This window comes from Neobacillus vireti, assembly GCF_036962465.1.
GTDB lineage: Bacteria > Bacillota > Bacilli > Bacillales > Cytobacillaceae > Neobacillus > Neobacillus vireti_B.
Genome location: NZ_JBALNF010000017.1, coordinates 26,515 through 45,889, shown reverse-complemented (window position 1 = coordinate 45,889; position 19,375 = coordinate 26,515). Strand labels below are relative to the sequence as shown.

Genomic DNA, 19,375 nt, shown 5'->3' with positions numbered 1-19,375 from the left:
AAAAGCGCAAGCGCCTTGGTCAGCCCCGATATAAGGCGACTTGTCGACTGACCTGCGAAAGCAAGGTCAAAGACTAGTCGCCCTTAATGCGTACAGAAAGCGATAGCTTTATGTAGCCAAGCATAAGACAAGCCGGCCGAAAGGTTGCTTTTTAACCTTTTGGACGGATTGGCTGTAGACCATCGAGGGGCTAGGCGCTGGAGCTAGACAATTCTCAAAGTCAAAGACTTTTATACTTTATTATCTAATAAAAAAAGCAATGAGAAGGGTATCTCATTGCTTTTTGAACACGAAAATAAAAATTCCTGTGCAAATAACGTTAAGATAGCTCTCCAAGACATCGTCTTGACAATTCTGGATTTCTTCAATACAGAACCAGCAAAAAAGGATATGAGTCCTTGTTTACTTCGGCGAACCTTCCCTTTCATGATCCTTCATCGAAGCTCATCCTTCTCAGAACCATTACTATTGAATTTCGCACCTCTACCTTCACTTTAGTACAATAAAGTGACTGATTAAATTTTCACCATTATAACATGTTCATTTTTATATGACAATAATTATTGACGAAGTTTTTCGATTAATTCCTCTGCGACATTGGTCGGAATACCAAGGGCAGTAAATTCCTCCAGACTGGCTTCCTTCATCTTTTTCACTGAGCCAAACTGTTTTAGCAATAATTTTTTTCGCTTTTCACCAATCCCTGGAATATCGTCGAGTAATGATTGAAAGGCACTTTTCCCGCGAATTTGCCGATGGAAGGTAATTGCAAAACGATGGACTTCATCCTGAATCCGCTGCAGCAAATAAAACTCCTGGCTATTCCTCGCTAATGGCACAATTTCAAGCGGATTTCCATAAAGCAGCTGCGAAGTGCGGTGCTTCTCATCCTTGACAAGACCTGCCAGGGGGATATCTAAACCAAGCTCATTTTCTAGAACATCCCGAACTGCCTCAACATGTCCTTTACCACCATCAATAATAATTAAATCTGGCAGAGGCAGATTTTCTTTCAAAGCTCTCGAATATCGTCTTCTGGTGACTTCCCGCATCGATTCATAATCATCAGGGCCTATGACTGATTTAATTTTATATTTTCGATATTCACGTTTGTTTGCTTTTCCATCTGTAAAAACAACCATCGCTGAAACGGGGTCTGTCCCTTGAATATTCGAGTTATCAAATGACTCAATCCTGTACGGGGTATAAATCCCTAGAAGTTCACCTAGATTTTCAACGGCCTTAATCGTTCTTTCCTCATCTTTTTCGATAAGCGAGAATTTTTCCTTTAAGGCTATGTTGGCATTTTTAATCGCCATTTTAACGAGGTCCTTTTTGGCACCTCTTTGCGGCTGGAGTACCTTTACCTCTAGCAGTTGTTCCGCCAAATGAAGATCTACTTCATCTTGAATCAGAATCTCTTTTGGCTTAAAATGATTAGCTTTTGTATAAAATTGACCCAGGAATGTCAAGATTTCTTCCTCAGGTTCATTGTAGATTGGGAACATAGAGACATCCCGCTCAATCAACTTGCCTTGACGGACAAAAAATACTTGGACACACATCCAGCCTTTGTCGACTGCATATCCAAACACATCGCGGTCGGTAAAATCGGTCATCGTAATTTTTTGCTTTTCCATAATAGTCTCGATATGAACAATTTTATCGCGGTATTCCTTAGCACGTTCAAAATCAAGTTCTTCTGCGGCAGCGGTCATTTTTTCTGTTAACTCTTTCTTAATTTCCTTATAACCGCCATTTAAAAAACGGGTGATTTCGTCCGTCATTTGTTTATATTGTTCTTCACGTACATCATTGACACATGGTGCCAGGCACTGTCCTAAATGATAGTACAAGCAAACCCGGTCAGGTAAAGTAGAGCACTTGCGTAACGGATAGATTCGGTCGAGCAGCTTTTTGGTTTCGTTTGCCGCCATGACATTTGGATAAGGCCCAAAATACTTTCCTTTATCCTTTTTTACTTTTCTCGTAATAATTAGTTTCGGATGTCTTTCCGCTGTTAGTTTAATAAACGGATACGTCTTGTCATCCTTGAGCATGATGTTATATTTTGGATCATATTTCTTAATCAGGTTTAATTCAAGCAGCAGCGCTTCTATATTTGAAGAGGTAACAATATACTCAAAGTCCTCGATTTCATTAACAAGTCTTAATGTTTTCCCATCATGTGATCCGTTAAAATAAGAACGTACACGGTTCTTCAAAACTTTCGCTTTTCCCACATAAATAATCGTTCCCTGACGGTCTTTCATTAAGTAGCAGCCAGGCTGATCAGGCAGCAGGGTTAATTTTTGCTTTATAATTTCATTCATTCCGGCCACTCCTCCGTCCTTTTTTCATACCATATAAAATTTTAATGCAAAGCGTCAATAAAAGGAAGTAGGAGACTATTGTCAAAAGTAAAAAACCTCAGCCAATTAGCTGAGGTTCTTGGGATCAATGGTATTAAACGTGCTTTTCTAAGACGCTTGCTAACGCATCTTTAGGCTGGAAGCCAACTACTTTGTCTACTACTTCGCCGTCTTTGAGTACCAACAAAGTTGGAATGCTCATAACACCAAAGTTAGCAGCCGTTTGTGGGTTGTCATCAACATCAAGCTTGGTAATTTTTACTTTTTCGCCCATTTCTGCGTCAAGTTCTTCAAGAACGGGAGCAATCATTTTACAAGGTCCGCACCATGGTGCCCAGAAATCTACAAGCACAAGGCCTGAACCTGTTTCAGCAGAAAAATTTTGATCTGTTACGTGTGAAATAGCCATTTATATTGACCTCCTTAAAATACTGGAATACTACGGAAAGTATAACATTTGTTTGTCATATCACGCTAATAATATGTCTCGCAAATAATTTCCCCATTTTTACTATAGTTATTCTATGCCATACACTACACCAGCGGAAGCCCCGTTTAGCTAAGTACATTAGCCGCGGAGCGCTGGAGCTTAACGTACCATGATAAAAAGCGAGCAGCAACCCGCCCGCTTTTTATTATTGACCTGCTTTTCCATTCGTAAACCCAATTAATCGCGCTTTTCAACCCAAGGTCCAGCAGTGTTTCATTAAGAGTGAACCTTTAATTTTTTGAATTCCTCTGTCAATAACGGCACGACTTCAAACAAATCACCGACAATGCCGTAGTCCGCCACTTTAAAAATGTTGGCTTCCGGATCCTTGTTAATCGCGACAATCACCTTCGAATTAGACATTCCGGCTAAGTGTTGAATCGCCCCTGAAATACCGCAAGCAATATATAAGTCTGGTGTCACAACCTTGCCAGTCTGGCCAATTTGTAACGAGTAGTCACAGTAGTCCGCATCACAAGCACCACGAGAAGCTCCGACTGCGCCGCCTAATACTTTTGCCAATTCTTTTAATGGCGCAAATCCGTCAGCACTTTTCACACCTCGGCCGCCAGAGATCACCACTTTTGCTTCACTTAAATCTACACCCTCACTGGCTTTTCTAACCACTTCCTTTATAATTGCACGAAGATCCTTGATATCAACAGACAGAGACGAGACCTCGCCAGTTCTGCTTTCATCCTTTTCGGAAGGTGCAATATTATTTGGACGCACAGTAGCAAAAATCATTCCGTCAGTAACAATTTTCTTTTCAAATGCTTTACCAGAATAGATTGGTCTTGTAAACACAATATTTCCACCAGCGGCTTCAACTGCTGTAGCATCGGAAATGAGGCCGGATGAAAGTTTCCCGGCAATTCGAGGCGCTAAATCTTTTCCTAACGCTGTATGTCCTAACACTAATCCTTCAGGCTTTTCTTGGTCAATGACTGCCAATAAGGCTTGGGCAAAACCGTCCGAGGTATATTGTTTTAATTTCTCGTTCTCGACGACTACCACACGGTCTGTTCCATATTGTATTAGTTCAGTACCTAAAGCGCTTACAGATTCACCAACTATAACCCCAACAACTTCTCCGCCCTCCGCCACTGTTTTAGCTGCAGCAACCGCTTCGAAAGAAACATTACGTAATGACCCGTCACGAACTTCTCCTAGTACCAACACTTTTCTTGACATTCGATTACCCTCCTGAAAAACAATTTTTATGTGAATGGATTAGATTACTTTCGCTTCCGTATGAAGAAGATGAACAAGTTCCTTCACTTGATCATTTAAATCCCCTGCTAAAACCTTTCCTGCTTCTTTCTTTGCCGGTAAGTATATTTCGATCGTTTTGGTTTTGGCTTCGACGTCATCTTCTTCAAGATCGAGGTCATCTAACTCTAATTCTTCAAGCGGCTTTTTCTTTGCCTTCATGATTCCTGGCAGAGAAGGGTAGCGTGGCTCGTTAAGGCCTTGCTGTGCCGTAACCAATAGCGGCAGGCTGGTTTCGATCACTTCAGAATCTCCCTCAACATCACGAGTTACCGTTACGCTTGTTCCATCAATTTCTAACTTTGTAATGGTTGTTACGTAGGGAATATTAAGCAATTCAGCCACACGCGGGCCAACTTGGCCTGAACCGCCATCAATCGCGACATTGCCTCCTAAAATTAGATCCGCATTTTTTTCTTTTAAGTATTCGGCAAGAATCTTTGCAGTCGTAAATTGATCTCCATTTTCTACATCATCTTCTATATTGATAAGAACAGCCTTGTCTGCACCCATCGCAAGAGCTGTACGTAATTGCTTTTCAGATTCCTCACTGCCTACGGATATTACTGTTACTTCACCGCCATTGGCATCACGGACCTGAATCGCTTCTTCTATTGCATATTCATCATATGGATTGATGATGAATTCTGCACCATCCTCGTTGATTTTGCCGCCAGAAATGGCAATCTTCTCTTCCGTATCAAAGGTTCTTTTCATTAATACATAAATGTTCATGGTTTCCCTCCTAGTAAATTTCAAACATTAACTCAGTTCGAAAGATTGAGAAAATTATTGGCAAAAAAATTTTTATTAGAACTTCGAGACAGTTCGCTGCCGTCAGAAGTTATGCCCCTTTAAAATCAGGCTCCCGCTTTTCAAGGAAGGCCTGGATTCCTTCTTTTGCATCCTTAGAAACAAATACCTCGCCAAATAGCTCAGCTTCTCTTTTTGTTCCTTCGTAAAATTCTTCTGTTTTTGCATAATTTAATAATTCAATGGTTGCCCTTATTGACCCAGGGCTTTTCTTAGCAATTTTACCAGCTAGTTTATAGGTTTCATCTAATAGTTGGCTTTCTGGGAATGCACGCGTTGCTAAACCAAATTGCACCGCCTCGATTCCTGAAATAGGTTCAGAGGTAAATAACATCTCCGCAGCCTTGGCAACGCCTACATATTTAGGTAAACGCTGTGTACCAGCAAATCCTGGGATTAACCCAAGCTGCAGCTCAGGAAGTCCAAGTTTGGCATTTTCGGTTACATAGCGGATATGGCATGCCATCGCCAATTCGAGACCACCGCCAAGAGCGGCACCATGGATAGCAGCGATGATTGGCTTTGGAAACTTTTCCATCCGATCAAATAAATCCTGCCCATACTTGCCAAGGTTTGCAAATCCATCTGCTGAAGTCACAGTTGTAAATTCCTTAATGTCGGCTCCCGCTGAGAAAAATCGGCCTTCGCCATGAATGATGATAACCCCAATCTCACCGTTTGGTTCAATTTCATCAAGTACTGCTGACAATTCTCTCAACAAACCTGATGAAAGTGCATTTGCGGGCGGACGCTCGATCGTAATTGTGGCAATCCGATCCTGATACGACCATTTTAAGTATTCCAAAGCAACTCCCCCTTTTCATTCCTCACCTTTTCCCACAGCCATTAATTAACAGTCGATGGACTGGGGATGCCAGAGACAATAAATCATACTTTTCCTCGTTCATCACCCACGATGTAACAGTCTCGTCGATAGTCCCAAAGATCATTTGCCGGGCTAGACGAACATCAAGATCACTAGAAAACTCCCCTGTTTCTTTTCCTTCTAAAATGATTTTGTCTATCACCTGTAAATATCCTCTAAGAACCGCATTGATTCTTAAGCGTAATTCTTTATTGGATTGACGTAACTCCAATTGGGTAACAATCGCCATATGGTGATCTTCAAATAGAAGTTGGAAATGGGTTTCAATCATCATTAATAACTTCTCTTCTGCTGTCACTTTTCCTGCTATTTTTTCTTCAATTTTTTCAACGAATTCGCCCATCTTTTCTTCAAAGAGAGAGATAAGGATGTCTTCTTTGTTTTTAAAATATAGATAAATGGTTCCATCTGCCACCCCTGCCTGTTTCGCAATCTTAGAAACTTGGGCTTGATGGTAGCCATTTTCAGCGATCACAATGACCGCTGCATCTATAATTTGCATATATTTCGGTTTGCTCTTTTTCACAATGTCCACCCTCTTGAAGAAAATCGAAAAGCGGAAGCGCCTTGTTAAGGGGCGATATAGGGAGATTTAGTCGATTGAAAATCGACTTAGTCTCCCTTAATGCGTACAGGAAGCGTTAGCTTTCTGTAGCCAAGCATAAGACGAGCCGGTGAGAAGGTTGCTTTTTAACCTTCTTGCCGGATTGGCTTAGACCAAAGAGCCCCTAGGCGCTGCAGCTAGACATTAATCAAATTTATAATCTTAAAAAAGAAATTATGAATGAATCATCATTCATAATTTTATAATAAAATTTAAATTATCTGCTGTCAAGAAAAACTGACCCATTCATCCTAATATAAATTGATTGGTGTGACAAGCCTTCCTGCTCAAAAAAAAAATAGTTTTAAGGTTAGGCATGTTTTTGGGTTTCTTGCTCTATTTTTTGTTTCTCTTCTTCCACAAGTGTTCTTCTTAGTATTTTACCAATTGCTGTTTTCGGTAACTCTTTTCTAAATTCATACACTCTTGGTGCTTTATATGCTGCCAAGTATTTCCTTGCAAATTGATTCATTTCCTCCGCTGTCACGTTGGAACCTTCTTTTAAGACAAGATAGGCTTTCACCGTTTCACCGCGGTATGGATCAGGAACACCGGCAGCCACAGCCTCTACTACATCTGGATGTTCATAAAGGACTTCTTCAATTTCTCGAGGATAAATATTAAAGCCGCCCGCGATAATCATATCTTTTTTACGGTCCACTACATAAAAGTATCCCTTATCATCCATGTAACCAAGATCTCCTGTATAGAGCCAGCCATCCTTAAGGACCTCCTCGGTTTCTTTTGGACGATTCCAGTAGCCCTTCATAATTTGAGGTCCTTTAATTACAATTTCACCAATTTCGCCAACAGGCATCGGTTCACCCGTTTCAACGGACAAAATGAGGGAATCTGTGTCTGGATAGGGAACACCGATACTGCCTTTTACTCTTGGAACATCCCATAAAAAGTTGGAATGGGTGACAGGAGATGCTTCAGATAACCCATAGCCTTCAACCAGTTTTCCACCCGTTATTTCCTCAAATTTTTGTTGTATTTCAGCCGGGAGTGGTGCGGACCCGCTGATACAAGAATCAATCGAAGAAAGATCAAACTTTTTCAAATCTGGGTGATTCAATAAGCCAATATAGATGGTAGGTGCACCAGGAAATAGAGTTGGCCTCTGTTTGTGGATGGTTTTCAGTGTTGTTAGGGCATCAAATTTAGGTAATAAAATCATTTTACAAGCCATTTTAATTGATAAAATCATCACCGTGGTCATTCCATAAACATGAAAGAACGGTAAAATACCTAAAACAGATTCTTCCCCAGGTTTACATTTATATAACCAGGCTTCACTCATACAAGTGTTGGCGATTAAATTTTTATGGGTCAGCATAACTCCTTTTGGAAAACCCGTTGTTCCCCCGGTATATTGTAACAGGGCAATATCTTCCTCTGGATTAAATTCAGGGCGGTTTACTTCTCTTGAACTGGTTTTGATTATTTCGGTGAGCAGATGGGCGTTTCCTTCATGTTTTACCTTTACAACAATCCCATATTGCTTTTTCTGGATGAAAGGATAGACAAGATTTTTAGGAAATGGCAAGTAGTCTTTGATAGCGGTTACAATAATGTGTTGTAAGTTAGTTTGCGGCATAACTTTGGTGGCTCGTGGATAAAGGATGTCTAGGGTGATAATAGCTTTTGACCCGGAGTCTTTCATTTGGTACTCCAGTTCTCGTTCGGTATATAAAGGATTCGTTTGAACAACGATTCCTCCTGCCATTAATATTCCAAAATAACTAATGACGGATTGAGGAGTATTAGGAAGCACAATCGCAACCCGATCATCCTTCTGGATGCCAATAGATTGTTGTAGATAACTGGCAACACTTAATGCTTCTTCATAAAGTTGTTTATAGGTTATTTCCTTTCCCATAAAATAAATGGCTATTTTCTCCGGAAACTCTCTGGCTGCATTGACTAAGTATTCTTGTACTGGTTCACTGGAGTATTCAAGTGTGGCAGGAATTTCCTCAGGATAAAGATCCAACCATGGTTTTGACTCCAACATAAGTAACCTCCTTTTTTATCTATATATGGAAAAAATTAAACTCTCTTCTATTATAGTACAGCACTACACAATAGACAATGAGACTTTCGATTGTGGTACAGGGCTGGTAAGATTAATTTATCAAAGCCAAATCTAATCAACAAAAAAAATCATCGCCAAATGACTTTAGCGATGATTTTTATTAAGCAAAAAACACCATATAGATAATGCCGATAAGCAAAAATAAACCGCACAATCCCAGCAATACTTTGGCTAACGTCTCCACTATTTCTTCTCCCCTTACGAAATTCCTGCACCAATTACAAAAGACAGCCCAATCGAGATAATCAGTGACATCAAACCAACCGCTCTGTTATCATTTTGAATTTCCTCATCAATCTTAAATTTAGGCGTTAAAAATTCAAAAATAAAATAGCCAACAAGCAGCAGGGCAAAGCCGAAAACACCCCAGCCAACCATCTCAACTAAGGAATTGTTCTCCTTAATGGAAGCTCGAAAAATATTAGCCAGCCCCAATATTTTCCCACCGGTTGCCATTGCCACAGCCAGGTTTCCTTTTTTTATTTCTTCCCAATTTTTATATTTGGTTACCATTTCAAAAACAGCTAAAAAGACAACCATACATAAAATTACAACACTGTAATATGCAGCAATTTGAACGTACCTATTCTCCCAAAACTGGTCCATTACGTATCTCCCCGGGTATTATTTAAATTCGACGATGGTTACCCCTGAACCACCTTCACCAGCTTCTCCAAAGCGGATTTTCTTAACGGAACGGTGGTTTTTTAAATATTCTTGTACACCCTGCCTTAACGCTCCCGTACCTTTTCCATGGATAATGGAAACTCGCGGATAACTTGCCAGAAGAGCATCATCAATATATTTTTCTACCTTCATAAGGGCATCCTCATACCTTTCCCCGCGAAGATCCAATTCCAGCTTAACCAGAGTGTCCCGTCCTTTAACAATCGCCATAGGTCTGGTTTCCACTTGTTTTGGTGTACTCAAGTACTCCATATCCTTCTCTTTGACCTTCATCTTCAAAATCCCAATTTGAACCTGCCACTCATTGTCTGAAACTTTGTCCACCAGGGTTCCCTTTTGGCCAAAAGTCAAGACTTTTACCTCATCACCTGGCGTAAACGCATGCTTTTTCGTTTTCTTATTGGTCAATTTATCGGATTTCTTAATTTCAGGTGCTGCTTGTTCCAGACGTTTTTTCGCATCAATGAGCTCATGCTCTTTAATATCTGCGTGTTTTTCCGTTCTCATTTTACGCAAATCGCGGATAACCTTCTCTGCCTCTTGTTTGGCCTCATCCACAATATCAGCAGCCTTTTCAGCTGCCTTTTCCATCATTGTATCTTTTTTATCATAATACTCCATCAGTTGTTTTTGTAAATCTTGATGAAGCTTTTCCGCTTCCTTTAAAAAGTCGCGTGCCTCTTCGTGTTCCCGCTCTGCCGCGCGTTTGCTTTCCTCAAGTGAAGCAATCATTTTATCTATTTGATTGGTGTCTTCACTTACATGTGAGCGGGCTGCATCAATTACCCGATCATTTAAGCCCAAACGTTTCGATATTTCGAAGGCATTACTCCGGCCAGGTACCCCCAATAATAATTTATAAGTTGGACTTAAGGTCTCCACGTTAAATTCTACACTTGCATTTAAGACACCCTCGCGATTATAACCATACGCCTTTAATTCTGGATAATGAGTCGTTGCAATCACCCTTGCCCCGCGCCTGTGAACCTCGTCTAAAATCGAGATTGCTAAAGCAGCACCCTCCTGTGGGTCAGTACCTGCACCGAGCTCATCAAATAAGACTAAGCTGTTAAAATCAACCCGATCTAATATATCCACGATGTTAACCATATGGGATGAAAAAGTACTTAAGCTTTGTTCAATTGACTGCTCATCACCAATATCGGCATAGACAGCATCAAAAACCGCCAGCTCCGAGCCATCCTGAGCTGGTATCTGTAGTCCCGCCTGTGCCATTAACGAGCATAGGCCAAGCGTTTTTAAGGTAACAGTTTTACCACCGGTGTTGGGACCTGTTATGACAATCGTTGTATACTCTTTTCCGAGCAAGATATCGTTAGCCACTACCTCATCCATTGGAATGAGCGGATGACGGGCTTTATATAAAGCAATTCTTCCTTCATCATTCATAATTGGCATTGATGCCTTTATTTTTTTACTGTATTTTGCTTTTGCAAAAATAAAGTCTAGATTGGCTAAAATATCGACAATCACTCTGAGTTCACTTTCGTACTCAGCGGTTTTGGCAGACAAATCTGTCAGGATTCGTTCAATTTCCAGCTGTTCCTTGACACGAATATCCTGGAGTTGGTTATTCAATTGAACAATGACCTGCGGCTCAATGAATAAAGTTTGTCCTGAAGAACTTTGATCATGAATAATTCCGCCATAATGGCCGCGATACTCCTGTTTTACCGGGATAACAAAGCGGTCATTCCGGATGGTTACGATCGCATCGGACAACATTTTTGCCGCGTTTGAGGAACGGATCATACTTTCTAGGCGTTCACGAATACGTGATTCACTTGCTCTGAGCTGATGTCTTAGTGAGCGCAGCAAATCACTCGCACCATCTAACACTTCGCCGCTTTCATCAATCGCATGCTTAATTTCATGTTCCAGATTAGTAAGCGGAATAATATCTGCTACCTGTTCCACAAGGATAGGCAGTTCCGTTCTTTCTTCAGCAAGTTCCTCAATAAATCGTTTCATTTGGCGGCTGGCATGGATTGTACTTGCAACATGAACCAGCTCATGAGCGCTCAAAACGCCGCCAATCACTGAACGTTTTATATGGGCACGGATATCGTGAATTCCCGATAAAGGAACATTTCCTTTTATCCGGATAACGGTCGCTGCCTCATCTGTTTCTGCTTGAAGTCTAACAACCTCTTCAAAGTCTGTAGAAGGCACTAAATTCCTTATTTTATCTCTTCCAAGTGAAGAAGAGGCATGATCAAAAAGCAGTTCTTTTATTTTTGTAAATTCTAAAACTTTTAACGCTCTTTCGTGCATGGAGTTTCCCCCCTTTTCTTATCTTTGATGTAAAAATTCGAGTAAGTCATATTTATCTAATGCGTTAATCACGGTAGATTTTTTAATCCAGCCCTTTTTGGCGGCCGAAACCCCTATTTCCATATGCTTTAATGTGTCCAATTGATGGGCATCCGTGTTAATCAGGATTTTAACGCCATTTTCTTGGGCTTTTCGTAAATACTCTGCTGCTAAATCGAGACGGTTAGGATTGGCATTTAATTCTAATGCTGTATTCGTCTCTTTTGCTAGTTGGATCAATAAGTCAACATCGACATCATACCCTTCCCTGCGGCCAATCTTTCTGCCGGTTGGATGGGCGATTAAATCAACATGCGCATTGTCAAGTGCTGTCTTAAGCCGTGCCATAATCTTTTCCCTTGGCTGGCTGAATGCTGAATGAATCGAGGCAATAACGAAATCCATTTCCGCTAATAGCTCATCGTCATAGTCTAATGTCCCATCAGGTAATATATCCATCTCTACACCCGATAGGATGAGAATATCATCATATTGTTGATTTAATTTTTTAATCTCTTCTTTTTGCCTTAACAATCTCTCACGAGTAAGACCGTTTGCCACCTTTAAATACTGCGAGTGGTCGGTGATGGCCATGTATTGATAGCCTCTAGCCCGGCAGGCTTCGACCATTTCCTCAATTGTATGAGCCCCGTCACTCCAGGTGGTATGCATATGCAAATCACCTTTAATGTCTGCAAGTTCAATTAATTCCTCAGATGCCGAGAATTGCTCGACTTCTTTTCCGTCCTCGCGAATTTCCGGCGGAATAAACGGCAAATCAAAATGTTTGAAAAATTCTTGTTCTGATGAAAAGGTGAGAACTTCTCCTGACTCAACATTTTCAACACCATATTCACTTATTTTTTCTCCGCGTTCTTTTGCCAGCTGCCGCATACGGACATTATGGTCCTTGGAGCCGGTAAAATGATGAAGCGTGGTGATAAACTCCTCTGGTTTTACGAGACGGAAATCAACAGAAACGTCATAATCCAGCTCTAAAACAACGGAAACCTTTGTATCCCCTGCACCGATTACTTCTTTAATACGCGGCAGATTCAACAGTTGCGACCGGACCTTTTCCAGCTGGGTTGTCGCAATGATAAAATCAAGATCTTTAATGGTTTCTCGCATTCTTCGCAAGCTTCCTGCTCTAGAAAACCGAATGATATCCGTCATTTCCCCCAGTTTCGCTTCAATTTGTTCGGCAATTGGAAGCATGTACGCCAGTGGAAGCCGTTCCGGCCTTGTTCCCACATTGGCAATGGCACTTAAAATTTTTTCTTCCGTTTTCTTGCCAAATCCAGCAAGAGCCTGGACTCGGCCAGCAAGGCAGGCTTCTTTTAAACTGCCAACATCGACAATCCCCAGTTCCTTATAGAGCTTGGCTATTTTCTTTCCACCAAGGCCTGGGAGCTGCAGCAAAGGGATTAAGCCAGCTGGGACTTCTTCCTTCAGCTCGTTTAAAACGGCGGACTCCCCTGCTTTCATGTACTCATCCATGACTGCGGCCGTACCTTTGCCAATCCCAGAAATACTGGTAAAGTCTTCAATTTCTGCTAAAACGCGTTCATCTGTTTCAAGCGCATTTGCTGCTTTACGGAAAGCAGAAACTTTAAATGGGTTCTCACCCTTTAATTCCATATAAATTGCGATGGTTTCTAATAACCGAATTAATTCCTTTTTAGTGACTTCCATTATAAACACCTGCCCTATTTAGCATTATCATTTTAACCTATTTTTGCAAGAATGAGAAAAACTCCTCTGCTACAGAGAAGTTCAAGCAGTTGTATATTCAATCCACAAGCTTTTGATTTGCTGTGAAAGGATAGGAGTGTGATTCACAATTGCTTTTGCCAGTGCGGAGTGATCCAGTGCATCCTGAATAAATCCGATTGGAATTAGAGCCGCAATATATAATAAAATAAAGATAATTAAATAAACTTCACAAAAACCTAATAGGCCGCCAGCTAATACATTCAGCTGTTTTAAAACCGGCAAATGAGCAATAAAGTCAAGCATGGAGCCGATAATTTGGAATAAAATTTTCACAGCAAAGAAGATAATTACAAAGGCAATCGCCCTGTAAAAAGCACTCTCCATATCGGTTGAGCCGGTTAAAATCTTTAGTGCCGGGGCATCGCCGAAGTTTGGATAGGGAATCCATAAAATGAGCTTTGTGGAAAGTTCTTCATAGTAGGAAGTGGCGGCGACATATGCAATAATAAATCCTAGCAGATGAACAAGCTGGAGAATGAAACCCCTTTTAAGCCCAACAAAGAATCCCATAATAAGTAAAATAATAATAGCTAAACCTAACATATTTTTTTAGTCCTTTTCTTTTTGTAGTTCTGCTTGCAGCCGCTCTAACTCGTCTTTGATTTTAATATAATCATTGACTGCATTTACCGCAGTTAGAACAGCTAGTTTATTTACGTCTAAAGTTGGATTCTTATAACTAATTTCGCGCATTTTGTCGTCAACTAACGATGCCACAAGTCGCACATGACTTGGACTTTCCGTACCCATTATGACGTATTGCTGTCCGTATATAGCAACGGTTGTTTTGTGTTTTTGTATATTTGACAACGTAAAGCCTCCATTCCAGAATCCTACTCTATACTATAACACGAACGGACATAAGTCGAAAAGTCAAACAAATCAAAAATGAAGCGCTGGACTTTATTCCAAACTAATTTTTTTCAAAAATTTTATAGAAATGTGGTGTCTAAGTGGGAAATGTTGTCCTCAATTTAGAAATGGCGAAGATTAATGAAATGAAAAACTATTATGCCCGGCAGCTTTTAGATAAAAGTATTCCCGGAAGTGTGTTTGCTGCCAAAACACCGGCCTGTATGATTACGGCCTATAAATCAGGGAAGGTGTTGTTTCAAGGAAACAATAGTGAATCAGAGGCTGGGAAATGGGGCAGCAGTTCTGTTGGTGTTCCAAGTAAAAAGCCTGCTGCATTGAAGGGAAAAGCAGTGGCAAAAGGCGATCTTCCTCCAGGTATTGGCGAGATGTCAGCCATCGGTTCGGACGAGGTTGGCACGGGTGACTTTTTTGGCCCTATTACCGTTGTAGCAGCCTATGTCAGAAAAGAAGATATTCCATTATTAAAGGAATTAGGTGTACGTGATTCAAAGGATTTGAATGATGAAAAAATAATTTCCATCGCCAAGGTCATTAAGGACGTAGTTCCTTTTAGCTTGATGACCTTGAAAAACGAAAAATATAATCAGGTGCAGCGTTCAGGAATGTCCCAAGGAAAAATGAAGGCACTGCTCCATAATCAGGCCATTTTAAAAGTGCTTGAGAAGATATCCCCTGCGAAACCGGAGGCTATTTTAATTGATCAATTTGTCCAGCCTAGTACTTATTTTCAGCATCTAAAAGGACAGAAGGCCATTGCCAATCAAGATGTGTATTTTAGTACGAAAGCAGAAGGAATTCATTTAGCAGTGGCTGCGGCTAGTATCTTGGCTCGTTACGCGTTCATTCAGTATATTGATAAGCTTAGTGAGGCGGCAGGATTTAAGATTCCTAAGGGGGCTGGGGCACAGGTGGATGTGGCAGCGGCCAAGCTGATTTTGAGTAAAGGTCGGGAAAGTCTTCCTTCCTTTGTCAAACTACACTTTGCCAATACCGATAAGGCGATGGCGATTGTAAATAAAAAACGGAACTAAGTCGTTAAGTTGTGTATCGGTGAATAGGGTAATAGTAAATGGTAATTGGAGGGGTCCTGAGTGGCAAACAAACTAAGTTTAGCAGAAATCGAACAAGCTCTAACCGAGTTATCAGGATGGAAATTAGACGGTAAGTTTATTGTTAAAAAGTATCGTTTTCGGGAGTTTTTGAGTGGGGTAGCGTTTGTGAATGAAATTGCGGAGTTATCAGAGGAAAAAAACCATCATCCTTTTATTGCAATTGATTATAAATTAGTGACGCTAAGGCTTACTTCTTGGAATGCCGGGGGATTGACGGATTTGGATACAGCTTTGGCGAAGGTTTATGATGAAATTTATGAAAAAAATAAGGTCTAAGACTAATTTGATGAGTTTTTTAAGAGAATGCGGATTGTTTGCATTTTTTTATCAGCAGTTTTTAGTTACTTATCAGCACTTTTTGTATATTTATCAGCACTTTCCTGTCATTTATCAGCGCAAGTTAGAATTTATCAGCACTTTTACCAGGGGATGGTCTTCGGAGAATAGGACCTCCCCTTTTTTGTACCCAGATCATAACTAAGATTTGCCGATAATAAAAATCGCTTTGCAGTATGAGGCGATGTTATATGGCAAAATTCTCGAAATTGCTGATTGGTTATTTGAGAATCAATTAGCAAAAAATAGTCCCTTAAAGCACTAATATGGGCATCTTTTGAATACATATTACAGGATGGACAGAACCATTTAGCTCTATTTTCAATAATCGGAGAATAATTACAGTGAGGACAGAAAACACCGATTGATAATTTATCCTTATTGATTCCATATTTTTGCAAAATATAGTTTGTGGGTACCGTATTCATTTTGATAAGAAGTCGACATAGCTTACGAAGATCCCGTGCCTCAAGGACAGGCTTCATGTGTTGATTTTCAAAATAACGGATTTTATTTTGGAACACGTCCGCTTTACATACACGAGGCTTTACTTTATGAGTATTTTTCCCAGTAACGACATATATGGCATAGCTATTACTAATCACTACTTCGTATTCAATGGGGATGTTGGGGTATTTGTGCGTTTTTAAAAGCTTTCTTAAGTATTCTTGGTGTCTCTGTGCTTGGGCGATTGGATAGGGGGAACCTTTTTCTTTTTCATTATTGATTTGGATAAACTGTTCGTTTTCGGTATCAAATACCAACTTACCAGCCATATTTTTTATTTCAATAATTAAGGCGTATTCTCTTGATAGGAGGAGGGTATCGATTTGGCAGTTGTAATCACCATCAGGAAGGTTTAAATCGTGAAGAATCATGTATTTATCCTCAGGCAGGAACCTAAGATAGTAGTCAAACGCAACTTCACCTTGGAAACCAGCACGCCTCCTTCCTAACTCCTCTTGAATCTCTTGGTATTTTGGATGGTTAGGGGGAAGTCGTCGGCATAGGGCTTCTAAAATAAGTATAGCTAGGGGAATTTTCCTTTCTTTTATAAGCAAATATGTTCACTCCTTTCGTTTTAAGCTAACTATTCTAATAGGAGCCCCGAAAATCCTGCAGAAATTTAGCGAACTTTGCATGTCATTTTTTATATCAGCAGTTTTTATATGTTTATCAGTACTTTTCAATGTTTTATCAGCACTTTTCAATGTTTTATCAGCACTTTTCAATGTTTTATCAGCACTTACACAAAAAAGCCGGCTCGAATTAGTTTCGAGCCAGCCATTTTACTTATCCTCTAAGCACAGCTCCAGCCTTTTCTCTTAAGGCATCAAGCACACGCTCATGAACTTTTGTTACCTCTTCATCCGTCAAAGTACGTTCCGGATCCAAATACTTTAACGAGAAAGCAATCGACTTCTTGCCTTCTTCCATTTTATCTCCCTCATACAAATCAAACACTTCAGCTTCTTTGAGAAGTGGTGCACCAGTTGTTAGAATGATCTCCTTTAAGGTGCCTGACACCGTTTCTCTGTTTACCACAAGGGCAATGTCTCTTGTGATGGTTGGGAAGCGCGGGATGCTGTTGTATTGTAATGGTGCCGTTTCTTCTTGGAGAACGGCTTGTAAGGAAAGTTCGAATACATAGGTATCTTTTAGATCGAGTTCTTTTTGAACGGTTGGATGGACTTGGCCAACGAAACCAACGCTGACACCGTCCAACCGGATTTCGGCAGTACGGCCTGGGTGCATACCTTCAACTTGTGCCTGAACATATTCAATACGCCCTTCAAGGCCGAGCTTTGCAAACATCCCTTCTAAAATCCCTTTGACTACGAAGAAGTCAACTGCCTTCTTCTCGCCCTGCCATGAATGGCTGTGCCACAAACCCGTAACAGCCCCTGCTAAATGCTCATTTTCAACCGGAAGCGTTTCTTCCCCATTTGATAAAAATACAGCGCCCGTTTCATAAACAGCTAAACTGTCGTTTTGACGTGCACTATTATATTTTAATACTTCCAATAATTGAGGCATGATACTTAAACGAAGTACGCTGCGTTCTTCACTCATTGGCATGGCCAAACGAATTGGGTTACGCTTTTCAAGGGCAAATTGGGCAGCTTTTTCCACACTCGTTAAAGAGTATGTTACGGCCTGATACAATCCTGCACCCTCTAAGTACTGACGAACCACACGGCGTTTCTTTTGATAAGCAGATAGCTTGCCTGGAGTGGTCGAACCAACTGGCAATGTTTTTGGAATATCGTCATAGCCAAAAAGACGTGCAACTTCTTCCACTAAATCCTCTTCAATTCTGATATCCCCGCGTCGAGTTGGAGCCGTTACTGTAATGGTATCTTGTTCAATACTTACAGGGAATTGCAAACGATCAAAGATTTCCTTTACTTCGTTCATTTGAAGCTCTGTGCCAAGGACACGATTAATTTTTTCTAGGGTAATGGATACAACCGCTGGTTCAACTGTTAGCGTATCAACCTCTGAAGTTCCCTCTAACACTTCACCGCCAGCATATTTCGCCATTAAGTACGCAGCGCGTTCTCCGGCTGCACGAACACGGTTTGGATCAACACCTTTCTCGAACCGTGCGCTTGCTTCACTTCTTAATCCATGATCTTTTGAAGCTTTTCGGACAGTCTGACCGTTGAAATAAGCAGCTTCTAAAAGAACAGTAGTGGTATCTGAAGTTACCTCTGAATTGGCACCGCCCATAACCCCAGCAAGAGCAACGGGTTCTTTTCCGTTCGTGATGACAAGGTGGTCCGCAGTTAATGTCCGTTCCGTATCATCAAGAGTTACAAACTTTTCACCATCAACCGCACGCCGGACGAGGATTTCCTTTGAACCTAATCGATCATAATCAAACGCATGTAACGGCTGGCCATATTCTAATAAAATATAGTTTGTAATATCAACCACATTATTGTGTGGACGAATACCGGCATTCATCAAGCGGGTTTGCATCCATAATGGTGATGGTCCGATTTTTACATTCTTAATGATTTTGGCAGCATAAAGTGGACTATCCTCTTTAGCTTCGACCGTAATTTTTACGTAATCAGATGCCTTTTCCGTAATCGGTTCAAGGTTCGATTCAGGAAGCTTAACGTCCCTACCCAAAATGGCCGCCACTTCATAGGCCACTCCTAACATACTTAGGCAATCAGAGCGGTTAGGAGTTAAGCTTAGCTCTAACACTTCATCGTCACGATTAAGCTGGACTAACGCATCAACGCCAACTTCCGTCTCTGCCGGAAAAACAAAGATGCCCTCCGAATATTCTTTTGGAACAATTTTTCCTTCCATACCAAGCTCAGTGAGAGAACAAATCATTCCGTTTGACTCTTCGCCACGAAGCTTAGCCTTTTTAATTTTAAAATTCCCCGGAAGCACTGCTCCTACTGTAGCAACAGCTACCTTTTGGCCTTGTGCCACATTTGGTGCCCCGCAAATAATTTGCACAGGCTGTTCTGCACCGATATCGACGAGACATTTACTTAATTTATCGGCATTTGGATGCTGTTCACGTTCTAGGACATGACCTATAACAACACCTTTAATTCCTTCGTTGAGGACTTCAACACCCTCAACTTCGATCCCGCTTTTTGTGATTTTTTCAGCAAGTTCAACTGCTGTTACACCGGTTAAATCAATATAATCCTGCAGCCATTTATATGATACGAACATGTCGCCAACCT

General features: G+C 40.8%; 16 protein-coding genes and 1 riboswitch. Of the genes, 2 read left to right on the top strand and 14 right to left on the bottom strand.

What is annotated here, in order from left to right:
• Window positions 1-317: 317 nt before the first annotated feature.
• Window positions 318-494, bottom strand: a riboswitch (Lysine riboswitch).
• A 66-nt stretch (window positions 495-560) separates the two neighbouring features.
• The 12 genes from uvrC to zapA all read right to left on the bottom strand — a co-directional run bounded on the left by uvrC (window position 561) and on the right by zapA (window position 14,142).
• The gene (gene uvrC / locus V7077_RS08025; protein ID WP_335500202.1) at window positions 561-2,333 is read right to left on the bottom strand and encodes an excinuclease ABC subunit UvrC; all 1,773 of its coding nucleotides are present in this window, start codon (window positions 2,331-2,333) and stop codon (window positions 561-563) included.
• A 133-nt stretch (window positions 2,334-2,466) separates the two neighbouring features.
• A complete protein-coding gene (gene trxA / locus V7077_RS08020) occupies window positions 2,467-2,781 on the bottom strand; it encodes a thioredoxin (protein ID WP_335500199.1) in 315 nt (104 codons plus the stop codon).
• Between the two features lie 297 nt (window positions 2,782-3,078).
• Window positions 3,079-4,056 carry an electron transfer flavoprotein subunit alpha/FixB family protein gene (locus V7077_RS08015; protein ID WP_335500197.1) on the bottom strand — a complete coding sequence of 326 codons (978 nt, stop codon included), beginning with the start codon at window positions 4,054-4,056 and terminating at the stop codon, window positions 3,079-3,081.
• Window positions 4,057-4,095: 39 nt separating this feature from the next.
• Window positions 4,096-4,869 carry an electron transfer flavoprotein subunit beta/FixA family protein gene (locus tag V7077_RS08010; RefSeq protein ID WP_335500195.1) on the bottom strand — a complete coding sequence of 258 codons (774 nt, stop codon included), beginning with the start codon at window positions 4,867-4,869 and terminating at the stop codon, window positions 4,096-4,098.
• A 109-nt stretch (window positions 4,870-4,978) separates the two neighbouring features.
• On the bottom strand, window positions 4,979-5,752 hold the full coding sequence (locus tag V7077_RS08005; RefSeq protein ID WP_335500193.1) for an enoyl-CoA hydratase: 774 nt from the start codon (window positions 5,750-5,752) through the stop codon (window positions 4,979-4,981).
• 22 nt (window positions 5,753-5,774) lie between these two features.
• Window positions 5,775-6,359, bottom strand: coding sequence for a TetR/AcrR family transcriptional regulator (locus V7077_RS08000; RefSeq protein WP_335500192.1), 585 nt, complete (start codon window positions 6,357-6,359; stop codon window positions 5,775-5,777).
• Window positions 6,360-6,747: 388 nt separating this feature from the next.
• A complete protein-coding gene (locus tag V7077_RS07995) occupies window positions 6,748-8,454 on the bottom strand; it encodes an AMP-binding protein (protein WP_335500190.1) in 1,707 nt (568 codons plus the stop codon).
• A 279-nt stretch (window positions 8,455-8,733) separates the two neighbouring features.
• On the bottom strand, window positions 8,734-9,141 hold the full coding sequence (locus V7077_RS07990; protein ID WP_335500188.1) for a DUF350 domain-containing protein: 408 nt from the start codon (window positions 9,139-9,141) through the stop codon (window positions 8,734-8,736).
• 18 nt (window positions 9,142-9,159) lie between these two features.
• Window positions 9,160-11,517: an endonuclease MutS2 gene (locus tag V7077_RS07985; RefSeq protein WP_335500186.1), complete on the bottom strand. Its 2,358-nt coding sequence runs from the start codon at window positions 11,515-11,517 to the stop codon at window positions 9,160-9,162.
• Between the two features lie 18 nt (window positions 11,518-11,535).
• Window positions 11,536-13,251 (bottom strand): DNA polymerase/3'-5' exonuclease PolX, encoded by a 1,716-nt coding sequence (gene polX, locus V7077_RS07980; protein WP_335500183.1) that lies wholly within the window; start codon window positions 13,249-13,251, stop codon window positions 11,536-11,538.
• Between the two features lie 81 nt (window positions 13,252-13,332).
• Window positions 13,333-13,875, bottom strand: a complete 543-nt coding sequence (locus V7077_RS07975) for a CvpA family protein (protein ID WP_335500181.1) — start codon at window positions 13,873-13,875, stop codon at window positions 13,333-13,335.
• Between the two features lie 6 nt (window positions 13,876-13,881).
• Window positions 13,882-14,142: a cell division protein ZapA gene (gene zapA / locus V7077_RS07970; RefSeq protein WP_215044009.1), complete on the bottom strand. Its 261-nt coding sequence runs from the start codon at window positions 14,140-14,142 to the stop codon at window positions 13,882-13,884.
• Between the two features lie 143 nt (window positions 14,143-14,285).
• Here zapA and rnhC point away from each other — a divergent pair, with 143 nt between their 5' ends.
• Together rnhC and V7077_RS07960 are read left to right on the top strand one after the other, a co-directional pair.
• Window positions 14,286-15,239, top strand: a complete 954-nt coding sequence (rnhC, locus tag V7077_RS07965; RefSeq protein ID WP_335500178.1) for a ribonuclease HIII — start codon at window positions 14,286-14,288, stop codon at window positions 15,237-15,239.
• A 60-nt stretch (window positions 15,240-15,299) separates the two neighbouring features.
• On the top strand, window positions 15,300-15,596 hold the full coding sequence (locus V7077_RS07960; RefSeq protein ID WP_335500175.1) for a 4a-hydroxytetrahydrobiopterin dehydratase: 297 nt from the start codon (window positions 15,300-15,302) through the stop codon (window positions 15,594-15,596).
• Between the two features lie 143 nt (window positions 15,597-15,739).
• Here the strand turns inward: V7077_RS07960 and V7077_RS07955 are convergent, their stop codons facing one another.
• Window positions 15,740-16,717 carry a nuclease-related domain-containing protein gene (locus V7077_RS07955; RefSeq protein WP_335500173.1) on the bottom strand — a complete coding sequence of 326 codons (978 nt, stop codon included), beginning with the start codon at window positions 16,715-16,717 and terminating at the stop codon, window positions 15,740-15,742.
• Between the two features lie 232 nt (window positions 16,718-16,949).
• Entirely contained in the window at window positions 16,950-19,364 is a 2,415-nt protein-coding gene (pheT, locus tag V7077_RS07950) for a phenylalanine--tRNA ligase subunit beta (RefSeq protein ID WP_335500171.1), read from the bottom strand.
• Between the last annotated feature and the right edge of the window lie 11 nt (window positions 19,365-19,375).

What these genes read in the sequence shown, in the direction of transcription:
- uvrC (WP_335500202.1), bottom strand. Translation starts at nt 2,333, where the DNA reads ATGAATGAAATTATAAAGCAAAAATTAACCCTGCTGCCTGATCAGCCT.
- trxA (WP_335500199.1), bottom strand. Translation starts at nt 2,781, where the DNA reads ATGGCTATTTCACACGTAACAGATCAAAATTTTTCTGCTGAAACAGGT.
- V7077_RS08015 (WP_335500197.1), bottom strand. Translation starts at nt 4,056, where the DNA reads ATGTCAAGAAAAGTGTTGGTACTAGGAGAAGTTCGTGACGGGTCATTA.
- V7077_RS08010 (WP_335500195.1), bottom strand. Translation starts at nt 4,869, where the DNA reads ATGAACATTTATGTATTAATGAAAAGAACCTTTGATACGGAAGAGAAG.
- V7077_RS07995 (WP_335500190.1), bottom strand. Translation starts at nt 8,454, where the DNA reads ATGTTGGAGTCAAAACCATGGTTGGATCTTTATCCTGAGGAAATTCCT.
- V7077_RS07990 (WP_335500188.1), bottom strand. Translation starts at nt 9,141, where the DNA reads ATGGACCAGTTTTGGGAGAATAGGTACGTTCAAATTGCTGCATATTAC.
- V7077_RS07985 (WP_335500186.1), bottom strand. Translation starts at nt 11,517, where the DNA reads ATGCACGAAAGAGCGTTAAAAGTTTTAGAATTTACAAAAATAAAAGAA.
- polX (WP_335500183.1), bottom strand. Translation starts at nt 13,251, where the DNA reads ATGGAAGTCACTAAAAAGGAATTAATTCGGTTATTAGAAACCATCGCA.
- V7077_RS07975 (WP_335500181.1), bottom strand. Translation starts at nt 13,875, where the DNA reads ATGTTAGGTTTAGCTATTATTATTTTACTTATTATGGGATTCTTTGTT.
- pheT (WP_335500171.1), bottom strand. Translation starts at nt 19,364, where the DNA reads ATGTTCGTATCATATAAATGGCTGCAGGATTATATTGATTTAACCGGT.